At 69.8% G+C, this 17,344-nt stretch carries 14 protein-coding genes; all 14 read left to right on the forward strand.

The genetic code is table 11. The features are described 5' to 3' along the window. The first annotated feature begins 30 nt into the window (after positions 1-30). Positions 31-1,608 carry a Rieske 2Fe-2S domain-containing protein gene (locus tag ACP15J_RS01670; RefSeq protein WP_424935760.1) on the forward strand — a complete coding sequence of 526 codons (1,578 nt, stop codon included), beginning with the start codon at positions 31-33 and terminating at the stop codon, positions 1,606-1,608. 67 nt (positions 1,609-1,675) lie between these two features. Then, complete coding sequence (gene pyrR / locus ACP15J_RS01675; RefSeq protein WP_424935759.1) at positions 1,676-2,212, forward strand: bifunctional pyr operon transcriptional regulator/uracil phosphoribosyltransferase PyrR; 537 nt, start codon at positions 1,676-1,678, stop codon at positions 2,210-2,212. Beyond that, entirely contained in the window at positions 2,209-3,177 is a 969-nt protein-coding gene (locus tag ACP15J_RS01680) for an aspartate carbamoyltransferase catalytic subunit (protein WP_424935758.1), read from the forward strand. The genes pyrR and ACP15J_RS01680 overlap by 4 nt, the downstream gene beginning before the upstream one ends. Further along, a complete protein-coding gene (locus ACP15J_RS01685) occupies positions 3,174-4,478 on the forward strand; it encodes a dihydroorotase (RefSeq protein WP_424935757.1) in 1,305 nt (434 codons plus the stop codon). The genes ACP15J_RS01680 and ACP15J_RS01685 overlap by 4 nt, the downstream gene beginning before the upstream one ends. Further along, positions 4,475-4,978: a hypothetical protein gene (locus ACP15J_RS01690; RefSeq protein WP_424935756.1), complete on the forward strand. Its 504-nt coding sequence runs from the start codon at positions 4,475-4,477 to the stop codon at positions 4,976-4,978. The genes ACP15J_RS01685 and ACP15J_RS01690 overlap by 4 nt, the downstream gene beginning before the upstream one ends. After that, entirely contained in the window at positions 4,975-6,156 is a 1,182-nt protein-coding gene (gene carA, locus ACP15J_RS01695) for a glutamine-hydrolyzing carbamoyl-phosphate synthase small subunit (RefSeq protein WP_424935755.1), read from the forward strand. The genes ACP15J_RS01690 and carA overlap by 4 nt, the downstream gene beginning before the upstream one ends. After that, on the forward strand, positions 6,156-9,467 hold the full coding sequence (gene carB, locus ACP15J_RS01700) for a carbamoyl-phosphate synthase large subunit (protein WP_424935754.1): 3,312 nt from the start codon (positions 6,156-6,158) through the stop codon (positions 9,465-9,467). Before carA ends, carB begins: the two co-directional genes overlap by 1 nt. After that, positions 9,464-10,297, forward strand: coding sequence for an orotidine-5'-phosphate decarboxylase (pyrF, locus tag ACP15J_RS01705; protein WP_424935753.1), 834 nt, complete (start codon positions 9,464-9,466; stop codon positions 10,295-10,297). Before carB ends, pyrF begins: the two co-directional genes overlap by 4 nt. After that, positions 10,290-11,204: a guanylate kinase gene (gmk, locus tag ACP15J_RS01710; protein ID WP_424935752.1), complete on the forward strand. Its 915-nt coding sequence runs from the start codon at positions 10,290-10,292 to the stop codon at positions 11,202-11,204. The genes pyrF and gmk overlap by 8 nt, the downstream gene beginning before the upstream one ends. Before the next feature lie 59 nt (positions 11,205-11,263). Then, entirely contained in the window at positions 11,264-11,518 is a 255-nt protein-coding gene (gene rpoZ / locus ACP15J_RS01715; protein ID WP_197219860.1) for a DNA-directed RNA polymerase subunit omega, read from the forward strand. A gap of 123 nt (positions 11,519-11,641) precedes the next feature. Continuing rightward, complete coding sequence (gene metK / locus ACP15J_RS01720; protein ID WP_424935751.1) at positions 11,642-12,835, forward strand: methionine adenosyltransferase; 1,194 nt, start codon at positions 11,642-11,644, stop codon at positions 12,833-12,835. 15 nt (positions 12,836-12,850) lie between these two features. Next, entirely contained in the window at positions 12,851-14,812 is a 1,962-nt protein-coding gene (locus ACP15J_RS01725; protein WP_424935750.1) for a primosome assembly protein PriA, read from the forward strand. 49 nt (positions 14,813-14,861) lie between these two features. Next, positions 14,862-15,797 (forward strand): methionyl-tRNA formyltransferase, encoded by a 936-nt coding sequence (gene fmt / locus ACP15J_RS01730; protein WP_424935749.1) that lies wholly within the window; start codon positions 14,862-14,864, stop codon positions 15,795-15,797. Continuing rightward, positions 15,794-17,329 (forward strand): RsmB/NOP family class I SAM-dependent RNA methyltransferase, encoded by a 1,536-nt coding sequence (locus ACP15J_RS01735; RefSeq protein WP_424935748.1) that lies wholly within the window; start codon positions 15,794-15,796, stop codon positions 17,327-17,329. Before fmt ends, ACP15J_RS01735 begins: the two co-directional genes overlap by 4 nt. Positions 17,330-17,344 lie beyond the last annotated feature (15 nt).

Consider the following 17,344-nt stretch of genomic DNA (forward strand, 5'->3'; position numbering starts at 1 on the left):
ACTCGACGGGTCCACAGCAGGAGGAGAGACATGCGGATCACGGGACTCGGACACGCCGGGATGTTCATCGAGACGGTCGGCGGCAACATCATCTGCGACCCGGTGCTCGGTCCTTCCTTCTTCGGATCCTGGTTCCCCTTTCCCGACAACCGCGGGCTCGACTGGGAGAGGCTCGGTCGTGAAGCGGACTTCCTCTACATCTCGCACCGCCATCGCGACCACTTCGACCCGAGGCTGCTCGATCGGTACATCCGCAAGGACATCGAGGTGCTGCTCCCGGAGTACCCGACCGACGAGCTCGAGCAGGACATCCGCGCGCTCGGCTATACGAACATCACATATGCACCTGCGGGCGAGGTGATCCAGCGTGGCGAGCTGAAGATCATGATCACGCCGCTCCGCGCACCCAGCGACGGTCCGATCGGCGACTCGTCGCTGAGCGTCGACGACGGCACGGGATCGGTGCTGAACCAGAACGACTCGCACCCGCTCGACCTTGAGAAGCTTCTGCACTTCGGCAAGCCGGACGCCTATTTCACCCAGGTGTCCGGCGCGATCTGGTGGCCCATGGTCTATGACCTCCCGTTGGACGCCAAGCAGAACTTCGCGAGGCTCAAGCGTGAGGCGCAGAACAAGCGCGCCATGTACTACATCGAGAAGGTCGACGCCCCGCACGTCTTCCCCATGGCTGGTCCGCCGATGTTCCTGCGAGACGACCTCTTCGACTTCAACGGTGTCGGACGCAACGGCGAGTCCATTTTCACCGATCAGAAGCAGTTCCTCGAGCACATGAGGGAGCTCGCGCCGCAGTACGACGGCCAGCTGTTCATCCCGGGCACGGTGGTGACGGTCGAGGGCGGCCAGGTGACCACCGCGCAGACGCTCTACTCCGAGTCCGAGATCGCGCACATCTTCGATGAGAAGTGGGACTACCTCGAGGAGCAGCGGGCGAGCCGGCAGCAGGAGCTGCGCGACGAAGAGGCCTCCCGTGCCGAGGCGCTCCCGCCGGACGAGATCCTTGCGACGCTCAAGTCCTGGTGGGAGCCGCTGCTGAAGAAGTCGCGCACCATCCGGCTCGGCGTAGGCGGGTGCGTCCGGTTCCGCATCGGCGAGCTCGACATGGTCGTCGACTTCCCGCGCGCGAAGGTCCGGGAGTATGCGGGAGAGGAGTGCATCTACTGGTACACGATCCCTGCCGACCTTGTCTCCACGAACATCCGTGACCGCGAGATCGACTGGTCCAACTCGATCTTCCTGTCCATGCAGTTCCAGGTCGGCCGGAGCGGCAAGTTCAACGAGTTCCTGACGACGTTCCTCAAGTGCCTCTCGGCAGACCGGATCGAGTACGTCGAGAACTGGTACCAGGAGCAGACGGACCAGACTGAGGACGCGGAGATCGGCGACTGGATCGTGCAACGGCGGTGCCCGCACCTCCGCGCCGACCTCACGCGCACCGGGAAGATCGATGAGAACGGCGTGCTCACCTGCAGCATGCACGACTGGAAGTGGGACCTCAAGACCGGGCGGTGCCTGTCGACCAGCGGGCACCCGATCCGTGCCACGAAGATCGACGACGTGACCGAGGACGCGCTCAGACCGGCGGTCTGACGGCAGCTAGACTGGTCTCCACAGCAACCTTTAACACCGTCCTGTGAGGCGGAGAAGGGAGCGGCGGATGAGCACGAGGATCGTGCTGCACGAAGCCGATATCACGCGGGCATTGACCCGCATCGCTCATGAGATCCTCGAATCCAATCGAGGCGCCGAGAATCTCGTCCTTCTTGGCGTCCCCACCCGCGGCGCGACGCTGGCGGAGAGGCTCGCCCCGGTCATCGGCGCGATCGCCCAGGTCGATGTACCGGTCGGCGCGCTCGATGTGACGCTCTTCCGGGACGATCTCGCCAGGAACCCCACCCGCTCCCCGCAGCCGACGCACATCCCGGCCGGAGGGATCGACGGACGAACCGTGGTGCTCGTGGACGACGTCCTCTTCTCCGGGCGAAGCATCCGCGCCGCGCTCGACGCGCTCCAGGCGATCGGGCGTCCCGCGGTGGTCCGACTCGCGATCCTGGTTGACCGGGGCCACCGCGAGCTGCCGATCCGGCCCGACTTCGTCGGCAAGAACATCCCGTCCTCGCGTCAGGAACGGGTGAACGTGCGCCTGCGGGAGGTCGACGGCGAGGATCTCGTGAGCATCGAGGAGGCGCGATGAGGCATCTGCTCGACACCCGCGGGCTCTCCCGCATGCAGGCGCTGCGCATCCTCGATGTGGCCGAGGACATGGCGGACACGCAGTCCCGCGAGGTGAAGAAGCTCCCGACGCTGCGGGGCAAGACCGTCGTGAACCTCTTCTTCGAGGACTCCACCCGCACGCGGATCTCTTTCGAGGCCGCCGCCAAGAGGCTCTCGGCCGACGTGATCAACTTCGCGGCCAAGGGGTCGAGCGTCTCCAAAGGCGAGAGCCTCAAGGACACCGCGCAGACCCTGCAGGCCATGGGCGCGGACGCCGTGGTGGTGCGTCACGCCGCCTCCGGCGCGCCGCGGACGCTCGCCACCAGCGGCTGGATCTCGGCGGGCGTCGTGAACGCGGGAGACGGCACGCACGAGCACCCCACCCAGGCGCTCCTCGACGCCTTCACGATCCGCAAGCGTCGCTTCGGCGCGGACAGCCGGGGGCGGGGTCTCGACGGCGTCCGCGTCGTGATCGTCGGCGACGTCCTCCATTCGCGGGTCGCACGCTCCAACCTCTGGCTGCTGAACGCCCTCGGCGCCGAGGTCACGCTCGTGACGCCGCCGACGCTCATCCCGCAGGACGTGAGCGCATGGCCGGCGCGCGTCCTCTACGACCTCGACGAGGCTCTTGCCGAAGGCCCGGACGCCGTCATGATGCTCCGGATCCAGCTGGAACGCATGAACGCGGCTTTTTTCCCCAGTGAGCGGGAGTATTCCCGGCGCTGGGGGCTCGACTCCGCACGAGTCGACACACTGCCGGACGATAGCATTGTGATGCACCCCGGCCCGATGAACCGGGGTCTGGAGATCTCCGCAGATGCCGCCGATTCCCCCCGTTCTACCGTGCTCGAGCAGGTGGCGAACGGAGTGTCCGTGCGGATGGCGGTCCTCTATCTGCTGCTGACGGGAGAACGAATGGACGACGAGATGGGGGAGAAGCGATGAGTGATGCCCTCATCTTCCGTGGTGCACGGCTTCTGGGCGGCGACGGTGCCGACATCCTGGTGCGCGACGGCGTGATCGCAGAGATCGGCATCGGGCTCAGCGCGCCCGGCGCCCGGCTGGTCGACGCCGACGGCCTCGTCGCCCTCCCGGGACTCGTCGATCTGCACACGCACCTGCGCGAACCGGGATACGAGGCGTCCGAGACTGTGCTCAGCGGCACGCGCGCGGCGGCCGCAGGAGGCTTCACAGCCGTCTTCGCGATGCCCAACACCTCACCGGTCGCGGATTCGGCCGGTGTCGTCGAGCAGGAGCTCGCGCTCGGCGAGGCGGCCGGCTACGCGACGGTCCAGCCGATCGGTGCCGTCACTGTCGGGCAGAAGGGAGAGCGCCTGGCCGAGCTCGGCGCGATGGCGTCCTCCCGCGCCAGGGTCCGCGTGTTCAGCGACGACGGCTTCTGCGTATGGGACCCCCTCATCATGCGACGGGCGCTCGAGTATGTGAAGGCCTTCGGAGGGGTCGTCGCCCAGCATGCTCAGGATCCCCGTCTGACCGAAGGTGCGCAGATGAACGAGGGCGCGGTGTCCGCCGAGCTCGGACTCGCGGGCTGGCCCGCGGTCGCGGAGGAGTCGATCATCGCTCGTGACGTGCTCCTCACCGAGCATGTCGGATCGCGTCTCCATGTCTGCCATCTCTCGACTGCGGGCTCGGTGGACCTCATCCGCTGGGCGAAGAAGCGAGGGATCGCCGTGACCGCAGAGGTCACCCCGCACCACCTGCTCCTGACGGACGAGCTCGTCCGCGGCTACGACGCGCGCTTCAAGGTGAACCCGCCGCTACGGCGGGAGGAGGACGTCCTCGCGGTCAGGGAGGGACTCGCGGACGGCACGATCGACATCGTCGCGACCGACCACGCCCCGCACCCGCGGGAGAGCAAGGCCTGCGAATGGCCGGCGGCAGCCAACGGCATGGTGGGTCTGGAGAGCGCCCTGCGCGTGGTGCATCAGGCGATGGTCGAGACCGGCCTTCTGAGCTGGACCGATGTCGCCCGTGTGCTGAGCGCCGCGCCCGCGCGGATCGGCTCTCTGGCGGGCCACGGAACGCCGTTCGCGGTCGGCCAGCCCGCGGAGCTCACACTCTACGACGCCGACGCGCGGGGGAGCTTCACCGAGGAGGACCTGCGCGGGCGGAGCCTCAACTCGCCGTACATCGGGCGGGAGCTCCCCGGCCAGGTGCGCTGGACCGTGCACCGTGGCTACGCCACGCTCGCTGACGGCCTGCTCGTAGAGGAGCCCGGCGCATGAGCCGGGAACTGGCCGTCACGGTGATGGTCGCCGTCGCCGTCCTCATCCTGCTCGCGATGCTTCTCGCTTGGCGGGCCCGCCTCCGGCGAGACTCCGGCCTCGTCGCCCCGCTCGGCGTCCCTGAGCACGCGGAGGTCCAGTCGCGCCACGAGGTCCTGTATGTCGCGACGACACGGCACGATCACTCTCTCGAACGGCTCGCGGTCCGTCCGCTCGCCTATCGGGCGCGCGGCGAGGCCGCCGTCACGGACCGCGGGCTCGCGCTGAGCCTGGACGGCTCGCCGACCGTCTTCGTCGCCGCCGACCGGCTCGTCTCCGTGGACCGCGCCACGGTGACGATCGACCGCGTGGTCGAGCCGGGCGGCCTCGTCCGGCTCGCCTGGAAGATCGACGACGAGACCGTCGTCGACAGCTACCTCCGATTCACCGGCGACCCCCGCGCCGTGATCACCGAACTCCAGCGCCTGTGCGCTGCCCCCGAGACGGGAGAATCCGAATGACCTCTCCAACCGCCCAGAGCCCAGCGACCGCGGTGCCCGCCGAGCCCGCCGTGCTCGTCCTCGAGGACGGCACCCGCCATGTCGGACGCGCCTACGGGGCGCGGGGGACGACGCTCGGCGAGGTCGTCTTCGCCACCGGCATGTCCGGGTATCAGGAGACGCTGACCGACCCCTCCTACGCAGGGCAGATCGTGCTCCAGACGGCGCCGCACATCGGCAACACCGGGATGAACGACGAGGACTCCGAGTCCCGTCGCATCTGGGTCGCCGGCTATGTCGTGCGCGACGCCTCTCGCGTGGTGTCGAACTGGCGCGCGACCACCTCGCTCGACGCCTCCCTCGAACGCGACGGGATCGTCGGCATCAGCGGGATCGACACGCGTGCGGTCACCCGGCACATCCGCTCTGCAGGCTCGATGCGAGGGGGGATCTTCTCGGGCGCGGACGCGTCGCTCGACGCCGAGGAGCAGCTGCGGCGTGTCACCGCCGCACCCGAGATGGCCGGGCAGAGCCTCTCCGCGCAGGTCTCGGTGGAGCGAGCGGAGGTGACCCCGGCGGCCGGAGAGCGCATCGGGAACCTCGCCGTGCTCGATCTGGGTGTCAAGCAGTCCACCCTCGACAACCTTGCCGCCCGCGGCTTCGACGTGCACGTTCTGCCGCAGTCCTCGACGTTCACCGACATCGCCGCGATCGATCCGGTCGCGGTGTTCTACTCCAACGGCCCCGGCGATCCCTCCGCCTCGGATGCACAGGTCGCCGTGCTCCGCGAGGTCCTCGATGCCGGGCTGCCGTATTTCGGCATCTGCTTCGGCAACCAGCTGTTCGGACGCGCCCTGGGCCTCGGCACGTACAAGCTGCCGTTCGGGCACCGCGGCATCAACCAGCCGGTGCTGGACAAAGCGACCGGCCGCGTGGAGATCACCGCGCACAACCACGGGTTCGCCGTGGAGGCCCCGGTCGAGGGCTCTTTCGACAGCCCCCAGGGCTACGGCAGGGTCGAGGTCAGCCATGTCGGGCTCAACGACCAGGTGGTCGAAGGTCTGCGTGCCCTCGACATCCCGGCGTTCTCCGTGCAGTACCACCCTGAGGCCGCCGCCGGGCCGCACGACGCGAACTATCTCTTCGACCGTTTCCGCGACGTCGTCGTCGCCCACCTCGCCCGGAAGGACGCCCAGTAATGCCCAAGCGCGACGACATCCGCTCCGTCCTCGTCATCGGGTCCGGCCCGATCGTCATCGGCCAGGCCTGCGAGTTCGACTATTCCGGAACCCAGGCCTGCCGCGTGCTCCGTGAGGAGGGCGTGCGGGTCATCCTGGTGAACTCCAACCCGGCGACGATCATGACCGATCCGGACTTTGCCGACGCCACCTACATCGAGCCGATCACGCCCGAGGTGATCGAGACGATCATCGCGAAGGAGCAGCCGGACGCGATCCTGCCGACGCTCGGCGGTCAGACCGCTCTCAACGCCGCGATGGCGCTGCACGAACGCGGAGTCCTGGAGAAGTACGGCGTCGAGCTCATCGGAGCGAAGGTCGACGCGATCCGCAAGGGCGAGGACCGGCAGATCTTCAAGGAGCTGGTGATCGAGGCCGGTGCGGACGTCGCGGCCTCCCGCATCGCGCACACGATGGACGAGTGCCTGGCCGCGGCGGAGGAGCTCGGTTACCCGCTGGTCGTCCGACCGAGCTTCACGATGGGCGGACTCGGGTCCGGATTCGCGTTCGACGAGGCCGACCTCCGCCGCATCGCCGGTGCCGGCCTTCACGACTCGCCGACGAACGAGGTGCTCCTCGAAGAGTCGATCCTCGGCTGGAAGGAGTACGAGCTCGAGCTCATGCGCGACACAGCCGACAACACGGTCGTGGTCTGCTCGATCGAGAACGTCGACCCTGTCGGCGTGCACACCGGCGACTCGATCACGGTCGCGCCGGCACTCACGCTGACCGACCGCGAGTACCAGAACCTCCGCGACATCGGCATCGACATCATCCGGGCGGTCGGCGTGGACACGGGCGGCTGCAACATCCAGTTCGCCGTGAATCCCGAGAACGGACGCGTCATCGTCATCGAGATGAATCCTCGCGTCTCCCGCTCCTCGGCGCTGGCCTCCAAAGCCACCGGCTTCCCGATCGCGAAGCTCGCTGCGAAACTGGCGCTCGGGTACCGCCTCGACGAGATCCCGAACGACATCACAGGGGTGACGCCGGCGAGCTTCGAGCCCACGCTCGACTACGTCGTGGTGAAGGTCCCGCGCTTCGCCTTCGAGAAGTTCCCGGCCGCCGACCCCACCTTGACGACCACCATGAAGTCGGTCGGCGAGGCGATGGCGATCGGACGCAACTACACCACCGCTCTGCAGAAGGCGCTCCGGTCGCTCGAGAAGCGCGGCTCCAGCTTCCACTGGGGCGAGGAGGGGCGCAGCGTCGAGGAGCTCCTGGAGATCGCGAAGACGCCGACCGACGGCCGTATCGTCGTTCTGCAGCAGGCGCTCCGCAAGGGCGCGACGATCGCGCAGGCCTATGACGCCACCGCGATCGACCCGTGGTTCCTCGACCAGATCGTCCTCATCAACGAGGTGGCCGAGCACGTGCGCACGGCCTCGGAGCTGAGCGCGGACGTGCTCCGAGCGGCAAAGGAGCACGGCTTCTCGGACGCGCAGATCGCGCAGCTCCGCGGCGCCACGGAAGAGGAGGTACGCGGCAGCCGTCACGGGCTGGGCCTTCGGCCGGTGTACAAGACGGTCGACACCTGCGCAGGCGAGTTCCCCGCTCTCACCCCGTACCACTATTCCAGCTACGATCTCGAGACCGAGGTCGCTCCTTCCGACCGGACCAAGGTCGTCATCATCGGCTCCGGGCCGAACCGCATCGGGCAGGGCGTCGAGTTCGACTACTCCTGCGTGCATGCCTCATTCGCTTTGGCCGATGCCGGGTACGAGACGGTCATGGTCAACTGCAACCCGGAGACGGTATCCACCGACTACGACACCTCCGACCGTCTGTACTTCGAGCCGCTGACGCTGGAGGACGTCCTGGAGGTCCTGCATGCGGAGGCGGCGAGCGGTGAGATCCTCGGCGTCGTGTGCCAGCTGGGCGGTCAAACGCCGCTCGGCCTCGCGAAGGGGATCGAGGCGGCGGGCTACCGGGTCCTCGGCACCAGCCCGGAGGCCATCGACCTCGCGGAGGAGCGCGAGCTCTTCTCCCGACTGCTGGATTCCGCGGGGCTCGTCGCTCCTCGCAACGGCACGGCTATCGACGTCGAGGGCGCGGTGGCGGTGGCCGAGGAGATCGGCTATCCGGTCCTCGTCCGGCCGAGCTTCGTCCTGGGCGGTCGCGGCATGGAGATCGTCTACGGCACCGATGCGCTCCGCGACTACTTCCAGCGCACCGCCGGTGAGGTCGTGATCGAAGAAGGCAAGCCGCTGCTCGTCGACCGTTTCCTCGACGACGCGATCGAGCTCGACGTCGACGCGCTCTACGACGGCACGGATCTCTTCATCGGCGGCGTGATGGAGCACCTCGAAGAGGCGGGGATCCATTCCGGCGACTCCAGCTGCACGCTTCCTCCGGTCTCGCTCGGCCGCACCGACATCGATCGTGTGCGCCAGGCCACCCTGGCGATCGCCGAGGGCGTCGGCGTCCGGGGGCTCTTGAACGTGCAGTTCGCGATCAGCGCCGGCGTGCTCTACGTGATCGAGGCCAATCCGCGCGCCAGCCGCACCGTCCCGTTCGTGTCGAAGGCGCTCGGCATACCGATGGCCAAGGCAGCGAGCCGGATCATGGCAGGGGCGACCATCGCGGAGCTCCGTGCTGAGGGCATGCTGCCAGCGCTCGATGGCTCTCGAGTCCCGCTGGGCGCGCCGGTGTCGGTGAAGGAGGCGGTCCTGCCCTTCAAGCGATTCCGCACCCGCGACGGCAAGAACGTCGACTCGGTGCTCGGGCCGGAGATGCGGTCGACGGGAGAGGTCATGGGCATCGACCGCGACTTCCCGACGGCCTTCGCCAAGAGTCAGGCCGCGGCGTACGGGGGCACTCCGACGTCCGGCACCGTCTTCGTCTCGGTCGCCGACGCGGACAAGAGGGCCGTGATCCTCCCTGCCCATCGGCTGCAGCAGCTGGGCTTCACGATCGTCGCGACGGAAGGGACGGCGGAGATCCTCTCGCGTAACGGCATCGCCGTCACGGTGGTGGAGAAGTTCAGCGAGACCCAGGAGTCCGGCGCGAAGAACATCGTCGACCTCATCAACGACGGCGCGATCGACATCATCGTCAACACGCCCAGTGGCGGAGCCACCCGTGTCGACGGGTACGAGATCCGCGCCGCCGCTGTCGCCGCGGACAAGGCGCTGTTCACCACGATCGCCACGCTCGGCGCGGCGGTGAGCGGACTGGACGCGGTCGAGTCCGGCTTCTCCGTCCGGAGCCTCCAGGAGTACGCCGCCGACCGGGCTTCGGCTCTGGCCGCCACGGACAAGGCGGCGGTGTGACGGCGACATTCGGAGCGCGCCTCCGGGCGGCGCTCGACGAGAACGGACCCCTCTGCGTCGGGATCGATCCGCATGCGGCGCTCCTCGAGGCCTGGGGACTGCCACAGAGCGCGGAAGGCGTGCGGGACTTCGGCCTCGCGGTGGTCGCCGCCGCGGCGGGACGCGTGGTCGCGGTGAAGCCGCAGGTGTCGTTCTTCGAGCGGTTCGGCGCCCGTGGGTTCGCGGCGCTCGAAGAGGTGATGGCTGCAGCGAGGGCGGTGGCGCTCCTCGTGATCGCCGATGCGAAGCGCGGCGACATCGGCACCACCAACGCCGGTTATGCCGAGGCCTGGCTGGCGCAGGATGCTCCCCTCGAGGCGGATGCTCTCACGGTCAGCCCGTACCTCGGCGTCGGGGCGCTGGGCCCGATTGCGGAGCTCGCACAGCAGAACGGGAAGGGCCTGTTCGTCCTGGCTGCGACCAGCAACCCGGAGGGCGCCGTCGTGCAGCGCGCCCTCGAGGGAGGAGAGCCGGTCGCCCGCCGCGTCGCGGAGGAGGCCGGTGTCGGTTCCCCCGGCGCGGCGCTGGGCTCCATCGGGCTCGTGATCGGGGCGACGGTGGACCGCGAGAGCTTCGCCCTCGATGACGCCCTTCTCGCCGGCACGCCGATCCTCGCTCCCGGCTTCGGCACACAGGGCGCGGATCCTTCGGATCTCGTCCGTCGCTTCGGACCTCTCGCTCGCAACGTCCTTGCCAACGAGAGCCGCAGCATCCTCGGCGCGGGTCCTGAGGGCCTCGTCGCCGCCATCGATGCACGAGCGGCACGATACCGGGAGGTTCTGGGTGGTTGAGGACGTCAAGCGCCGGGTGCCCGATGTGGACCGTGCGGCTGCCGCACGTCGTGCGGTCGAGCGCCGCCGAGCGAGAGCTTCGTTGAAGCGCGACCTGACGATGCGCGTCGTCGCCCCGCGGACGGTCCTCGACCAGGCGGGCTCCGACCCGGAGTCGACCGCCGGATCGCTGCGAGTGCCGGACTTCCTGACGGCCCTTCCGGCGATCGGCGCCGGCAAGCGGGATCGGATCCTCGCGGAGCTGCACATCTCACCGGTCAAGCGGCTGGGGGGCCTCGGCGTACGCCAACGCCGTGCGCTGCGCGCCTGGCTCGACACGCGGTTTCCGGTGCCCGCTCCTCGTGCGGGGCGCAGTCGGCTCCTCGTTCTCGCCGGCCCGACGGCCGTGGGGAAGGGGACGGTGGCCGCGCACATCCGCGAGCATCATCCGGAGATCCATCTCTCGGTCTCGGCGACCACCCGAGCGCCGCGGCCGGGGGAGCAGGACGGCGTGCACTATTTCTTCGTCGACGACGACGAGTTCGACCGGATGATCGCGGCGGGCGAGCTCCTCGAGCACGCGACGGTGCACAACCGTTTCCGCTACGGCACACCGCGCGCTCCGATCGAGCGCGCCCTCGCCGCAGGGAAGACCGTCCTCCTAGAGATCGACCTACAGGGGGCACGGCAGGTGCGGGCGGCCGACCCGTCGGCGACGCTCGTGTTCCTGCTGCCGCCCTCGTGGGATGAGCTCGTGCATCGTCTGGTGGGGCGAGGCACGGAGGATGCCGAGGAACGGGCGAGGCGTCTCCGCACCGCGAAGGTCGAGCTGGCGGCCCAGGGCGAGTTCGATTACCGCGTCGTGAACGAGGACGTCGCCGTGGCCGCTCGCGAGGTCGTAGAATTGGCTGCAGACTCCGCGCGCTGAGTTCTCTGCGCGCCTGAGACACCCCGCGACCGTGCGTCGCCCTATCCAGGAGGTCACCCATGGCCGGAAGCAACCAGGGCATCATCGATCCGCCCATCGACAACCTGCTCGAGCGCGTCGAGTCCAAGTATGAACTGGTCATCTACGCCGCCAAGCGAGCGCGCCAGATCAACGACTACTACTCGGACCTGCACGAGGGCAACCTCTTCGACAACGTCGGCCCGCTCGTGGACTCCTCGGTCGAGGACAAGCCGCTCACGATCGCACTGCACGAGATCAACGAGGACAAGCTCCGCATCCGCCACGCCGAGTAGGCGCCTCGACACGGAGCCGTCGTCATCCTCCACCGGGATGTCGACGGCTCCCGTCATACTGGAGACATCGCGCCGCGGCACCCCAGGCGCATGCACATCCCTTCCGCAACCGATGGAGCATCGATGAGCGCCCTGCGCCTTTTCACGTCCGAGTCCGTGACGGAAGGCCACCCCGACAAGATCTGCGACCAGATCTCCGACAGCATCCTCGACGGGCTGATCGCGCAGGACAAAGGCTCGCGCGTCGCGGTCGAGACGCTGGTCACCACGGGGCTGGTCCATGTCGCCGGCGAGATCCGCACCGATGCCTATGCCGACATCCCGACGATCGTCCGCGACGTCGTCAACAGGATCGGCTACACCTCGAGCGATATGGGATTCGACGGCTCGTCCTGCGGAGTGAGCGTCTCCGTGGGGGAACAGTCCGGCGACATCGCACACGGCGTCGACCAGGCGCAGGAGTACCGTGAGGGCGGGTCGGACGACCCCCGCGATCTGCTGGGAGCCGGTGACCAGGGCATCATGTTCGGTTTCGCGACCACGGAGACCCCACAGCTCATGCCGATGGCCGCGTGGACCGCGCATCGCATCGCGGAGCGGCTCACGGAGGTACGCCGCTCCGGCGAGCTGCCCTTCCTCCGGCCGGACGGGAAGACCCAGGTCACCCTCGGCTACGACGGGTTCACACCGAAGACGGTGGACGCGGTGGTGCTCTCCACACAGCATCATCCTGGCGTCTCCCAGGAGGAGCTCAGGGAGCGGGTGCGCACGCACGTCATCGATCCGGTCCTTCAGACGACAGGGCTCGACCTCGATGACGTGACGATGTACATCAACCCGGCAGGTCCTTTCGTCACCGGCGGCCCCAAGGGCGACGCAGGGCTCACCGGCCGCAAGATCATCATCGACACCTACGGCGGTGCCTCCCGTCACGGTGGCGGCGCCTTCAGCGGGAAGGACCCGTCCAAGGTCGACCGCTCGGGCGCCTACGCGATGCGCTGGGTCGCCAAGAACGCGGTCGCGGCCGGCCTCGCCGAGCGGCTGGAGGTGCAGGTCGCCTATGCGATCGGGGTGGCGCAGCCTGTCGGCCTCTACGTCGAGACCTTCGGAACAGGCGTGCTCGCGGACGAGACCATCACCCGGGCCATCACGCAGGTGTTCGATCTCCGCCCGCAGGCCATCATCGAGGAGCTCGACCTGCTCCGCCCGATCTACGCGCAGACCGCGGCGTACGGGCACTTCGGCCGGGAGCTTCCCGACTTCGCCTGGGAGCGCACCGATCGCGCCGAGGAGCTGCGTCGCGCCGCGGGCCTCTGACGTGAGGCGGTGAGCATGGCCCGTCGTATCGTCCGTGCGTTGTTGGACTCACCGCTGCCGCAGCTGGACCGCCTGTTCGACTACGCGGTGCCCGAGGAACTGCGCGACGAGGTCCGGCAAGGGGTGCGTCTGCGCGTCCCGCTGCGCTCGGCGGGGCGGATGGTCGACGCGTTCGCCGTCGAGGTCGCAGAGGAGAGCGATGACACCCGCGCCCTCTCCGACATCGATGCCGTGGTGTCCGCCGTGGAGGTGCTGCCGTCGCGTCTGTACGACCTCGCGCGTCGCGTCGCCGATCGCGCCGCGGGCAGCGCTTCAGACGTGATCCGGCTGGTGGTCCCGAAACGGCAGGTCAGGGTCGAGAAGGCGTGGTCCGCGGCCGGGGGCCCCGCACTTGCGGGGGAGAGGCTCCCGGACGGCGTCGCCGAGAAGGCGGCTTCTCTCCTCCTTGCCTTCCCCGGCCTCGTCGAAGCGCTCGAAGACCGGGGGCGCGTGGCGCTCGAGGCGTCCCCGCGGGTACACGAGGACGGCCTGCCGGAATGGTGCCGCACTCTCGCCGCCGCGGCGGCCACGACACTCGCCGGGGGCGCTTCGGCGATCCTCGTCGTCCCCGACCACCGGGATCTGGACCTGGTCGTCGCGGCTCTCGACGGATTCGTCCCAGGAGAGGCCGTCGCCCGGCTGGACGCCCGTCAGTCCGGGCCTGACCGCTATCGCGCCTTTCTGCGGACCCTCCAGGACGCCCCCTGCATCGTCGTGGGCAATCGTTCGGCCGTCTACGCGCCGGTCCGGGCGGGGATGATCGCTCTCTGGGACGACGGGGACGGTCTGCTCGCCGAGCCGCTCGCTCCCTACGTGCACGCCAGGGATGTGGCGTTGCAGAGACAGGAGAGGGAGGGGTCGGCGTTGATCTTCGCCGGGCACACCCGTACCACCGATGTGGAGCGTCTCGTCGACACCGGCTGGGTGCGCGCGGTGACCGCTCGGCGCCGTATCCTCCCCCGGGTGATCCTCGACGCGGCGGTCGAGCTCGATCGACGGGGTCAACGCCTTCCGTCGCAGGCGTTCCGTACCGCGCGGGAGGCGGCCGCCGAAGGACCGGTCCTCATCCAGGTCGCACGCCCCGGGTTCTCGCCGATGCTGGTCTGCGCGACATGCCGGTCTCCGGCGCGCTGCGCCTCCTGCGGCGGTCCGCTGGGGGCGGCGCACCGGGGGGCGGTGCCGGTGTGCGCCTGGTGCGGACGTTCCGCGCGCTCGTGGTCCTGCGGTTCCTGCGGCGGCGACACCGTTCGCCTCGCGTCCTCCGGCAGTGAGCGGACGGCGGAGGAGCTCGGCCGGGCGTTCCCAGGAGTGCGCGTGATCGTCGCCGACGGGACGCATCAGGTCCTGCGCGTCGATGCACGGCCGTCGCTCGTCGTGGCGACTCGTGGCGCGGAGCCGATCGCCGAGGGCGGATACCGTGCGGTCGTCCTCCTGGACGGGGTGCGGATGCTCCAGGCACCCGAGTTGAGGATCGGCGAGTCCTGTCTCCGCTGGTGGTCCAATGCCGCCGCCCTCGCTGCTCCGGGGGCGCCCGTGCACCTCGTCGGCGTCGACGGCCCCGTGGCGCGCGCGCTCGCGACGTGGAACCAGGCCGGGTACGCCCGTGGCGAGCTCAGGGAACGTGCGCCTCTCCGAATGCCTCCGACCGTGCGCGTAGCGCAGGTGGACGGAAGCGACGTCGGTGTGCGGCGCGCGCTCGACGCGCTATCCGAGCTCGGCCTGCCACCGGACGCGGTGCTCGGTCCTCTGCCACGGGACGGGGACGAGGCCGGCCGCTTTCGCGCCCTCGTCCGTTTCCCCTACGCGGAAGGTCCTCGGGTCGCGACGGCGCTGCGTGCGGCCGTCGTCTCCGAGGCGGCGGGACGACGGCGCGGTCGCGGGAGATCCGCGAGGACTACGCTTTCGGTGAGGCTTGATCCCCTTGAGCCCGATATCTGAGCGTCGTCCCTGCCGCTCTCGCTCCCCGCTCGATCAGAAGGAATCGTCGATGCGCCTCGTCTTCGCCGGAACGCCCGCGGCGGCTCTGCCCACTCTGCGATGTCTCGCCGCCGTGCACGACATCGCCGTGGTGGTCACCCGCCCCGACGCACCGCTGGGCCGCAGACGCGTGCTCACTCCGTCTCCGGTCGCGGCGACGGCCGGAGAGCTCGGGCTGCCGGTCATCGGGGCAGCACGCCTGGACGAGGAGGTCACCGGTCAGATCGCCGCGCTGCGCCCCGACCTCGGTGTGATCGTCGCCTACGGCGGTCTCGTCAGAGAACCGCTCCTCGACATCCCCACGCACGGCTGGATCAACCTTCATTTCTCCCTTCTCCCCGCGTGGCGGGGGGCGGCGCCCGTGCAGCGAGCCCTCATCGCTGGCGATGTCGAGCTCGGCGCGAGCGTGTTCCAGCTCGTCCCGGAGCTCGATGCCGGCGACGTCTTCGCCAGGCAGGCGTTCTCCGTGCCCTCGGAGGCGACGGCCGACGAGGCTCTCACGCTGCTTGCGGAGGCGGGCGCCGCGCTCACCGCGGACGTGGTCGGGGGGATCGCGGACGGCACAGCGCGGGCGACCCCGCAGACGGGGACGCCCACTTTCGCGCCGAAGCTCGATCAGACTGACGGGCTCCTGGACTGGGGTCAGAACGCGGACGCCGTCTTCGCCCGTTTCCGCGGTGTGACCTCCGAGCCTGGCGCCCACACGACCGTTGGCGGTCAGCGTGTGAAGATCCTCGGCCTCGCCCGTGCCGATTCCCCCGAGGCCGACGAGCCTATCGGCCCCGGGGTGCTCCGCTCCGTGCGCGGGGGAGTGCTCGTGGGCACAGGAACCACCCCGTTGCTGCTCACACGCGTCCAACCTGCAGGAAAAGGCCCGATGGATGCCGCTGACTGGTTCCGTGGCCTCCGCCCTCTGGACGGCGTTCTGCCGAGGGCAGGACGATGACCGGCCACGGCGGATCCGGGCCGCCCCGCGGAGATGGAGGCCGCAGAGCCGGTGACCGGAACGATGACGTCGGCGGCGGGTATCCTCGGCGTCCCGGTCGCGGTCCCGCACGTCGAGGCGACGCCGGCGGCCGAGACGAACGAGTCCAGGCCGCCGGCCGCCGACGCCGCGGGACGACCGTGCAACCGGCGCGCCGGGTCGCCTTCGATGTCGTGCGCGCGGTCACTGCCTCCGACGCGTATGCCAACCTCCTCCTCCCGTCGGCGATCCGCGAGGCGGGGTTGAGCGCGCAGGACGCGGCCCTCGCAACCGAGCTGACCTACGGCACCCTGCGGCGGCTCGGCACCTACGACGCCGTCATCGCGATCGTCGCGGACCGCTCGACGAGCGCGATCGACCCGGTCGTGCTCGATGCGTTGCGGCTGGGGGCCCATCAGCTGCTGAGCACCAGGGTGGCGCCGCACGCCGCGGTGAACGAGACGGTGGCGCTCGTCACGGAGGCTGCCGGGCGCGGCGCCGGCGGCTTCGCCAACGCGGTCCTCCGCCGTATGGCCGGTCGGGATGCAGCCTCGTGGCAGGAGGCGATCGAATCCTCCGCCCGCTCCGACGACGAGCGGATCGGGCGGCGCTCCTCGCACCCGGTCTGGATCCTGAGGGCGTTCCGCCGGGCTCTCGCGGCAGAGGGGCGGATCGAGGAGCTGGATGCCCTCCTCGCCGCGGACAACAAAGCCCCCGAGGTCACTCTCGTCGCCCTGCCCGGGCTCGCGGATCCCGCCGGCGAGCCCCGCCCCTACGCGTCTACGGCGTTCGGCTCCGCGGGTGGAGACCCCGCGTCGTTGATCGAGGCGACCGGGGGGAGAGTGCGGGTCCAGGACGAGGGGTCACAGCTCGTCGCGCTCGCCCTCGCCGGGGTCATCCCGATCGTCCCCGGAGAGCGCTGGCTGGACCTCTGTGCCGGGCCTGGCGGCAAGACCGCGCTCCTGGCTGCGCAGGCCCGCCTCGGCGGAGCCGCGCTCGAGGCCAATGAGATCGTGCCGGCGCGCGCCGGGCTGGTCCGCCGTGCGCTCCGCGCCGTCCCTCTCGAGGTCCCGGTCTCGGAGGAGGACGGGCGGGAGTTCGCGCGGCAGCGTCCCGCCCGCTACGACCGCATCCTCGTCGACGCCCCGTGCACGGGGCTCGGCGCGCTGCGTCGGCGTCCCGAGGCCCGCTGGCGCAAGGTGCCGGCGGACGTCCCGGAGCTTGCCGCCCTGCAGGAGGAGTTGCTGTCTGCCGCGATCGAGGCGCTGAGGCCGGGGGGAGTCGTCGCCTACGTGACCTGCTCGCCGCATCTGGCCGAGACGGCGGGCGTGGTCGAGAGCGTGCTGCGGGCACGGCCGGATCTGGCGGAGCTCGACGCCCGCGCCGCGATCCGTGGAGTCTCCCGGTCGGTGATCGACCTTCCCGAGCCGGTGTCGGGTCGTGGTCATGCGCAGCTGTGGCCACATCGCCATGGCACCGACGCGATGTTCCTCTCCCTCCTCCGCAAGGGCTGAGGCGGGAGAGGACGG

Origin of the sequence: Microbacterium sp. S308A+ (genome assembly GCF_049800815.1) — a bacterium.
In the GTDB taxonomy this organism is placed as follows: Bacteria; Actinomycetota; Actinomycetes; order Actinomycetales; family Microbacteriaceae; genus Microbacterium.

Bases quoted from the DNA above. Each gene is read 5' to 3' on its own strand.
- ACP15J_RS01670 (WP_424935760.1), top strand. From the start codon at position 31: ATGCGGATCACGGGACTCGGACACGCCGGGATGTTCATCGAGACGGTC.
- pyrR (WP_424935759.1), top strand. From the start codon at position 1,676: ATGAGCACGAGGATCGTGCTGCACGAAGCCGATATCACGCGGGCATTG.
- ACP15J_RS01680 (WP_424935758.1), top strand. From the start codon at position 2,209: ATGAGGCATCTGCTCGACACCCGCGGGCTCTCCCGCATGCAGGCGCTG.
- ACP15J_RS01685 (WP_424935757.1), top strand. From the start codon at position 3,174: ATGAGTGATGCCCTCATCTTCCGTGGTGCACGGCTTCTGGGCGGCGAC.
- ACP15J_RS01690 (WP_424935756.1), top strand. From the start codon at position 4,475: ATGAGCCGGGAACTGGCCGTCACGGTGATGGTCGCCGTCGCCGTCCTC.
- carA (WP_424935755.1), top strand. From the start codon at position 4,975: ATGACCTCTCCAACCGCCCAGAGCCCAGCGACCGCGGTGCCCGCCGAG.
- carB (WP_424935754.1), top strand. From the start codon at position 6,156: ATGCCCAAGCGCGACGACATCCGCTCCGTCCTCGTCATCGGGTCCGGC.
- rpoZ (WP_197219860.1), top strand. From the start codon at position 11,264: ATGGCCGGAAGCAACCAGGGCATCATCGATCCGCCCATCGACAACCTG.
- metK (WP_424935751.1), top strand. From the start codon at position 11,642: ATGAGCGCCCTGCGCCTTTTCACGTCCGAGTCCGTGACGGAAGGCCAC.
- ACP15J_RS01725 (WP_424935750.1), top strand. From the start codon at position 12,851: ATGGCCCGTCGTATCGTCCGTGCGTTGTTGGACTCACCGCTGCCGCAG.
- fmt (WP_424935749.1), top strand. From the start codon at position 14,862: ATGCGCCTCGTCTTCGCCGGAACGCCCGCGGCGGCTCTGCCCACTCTG.
- ACP15J_RS01735 (WP_424935748.1), top strand. From the start codon at position 15,794: ATGACCGGCCACGGCGGATCCGGGCCGCCCCGCGGAGATGGAGGCCGC.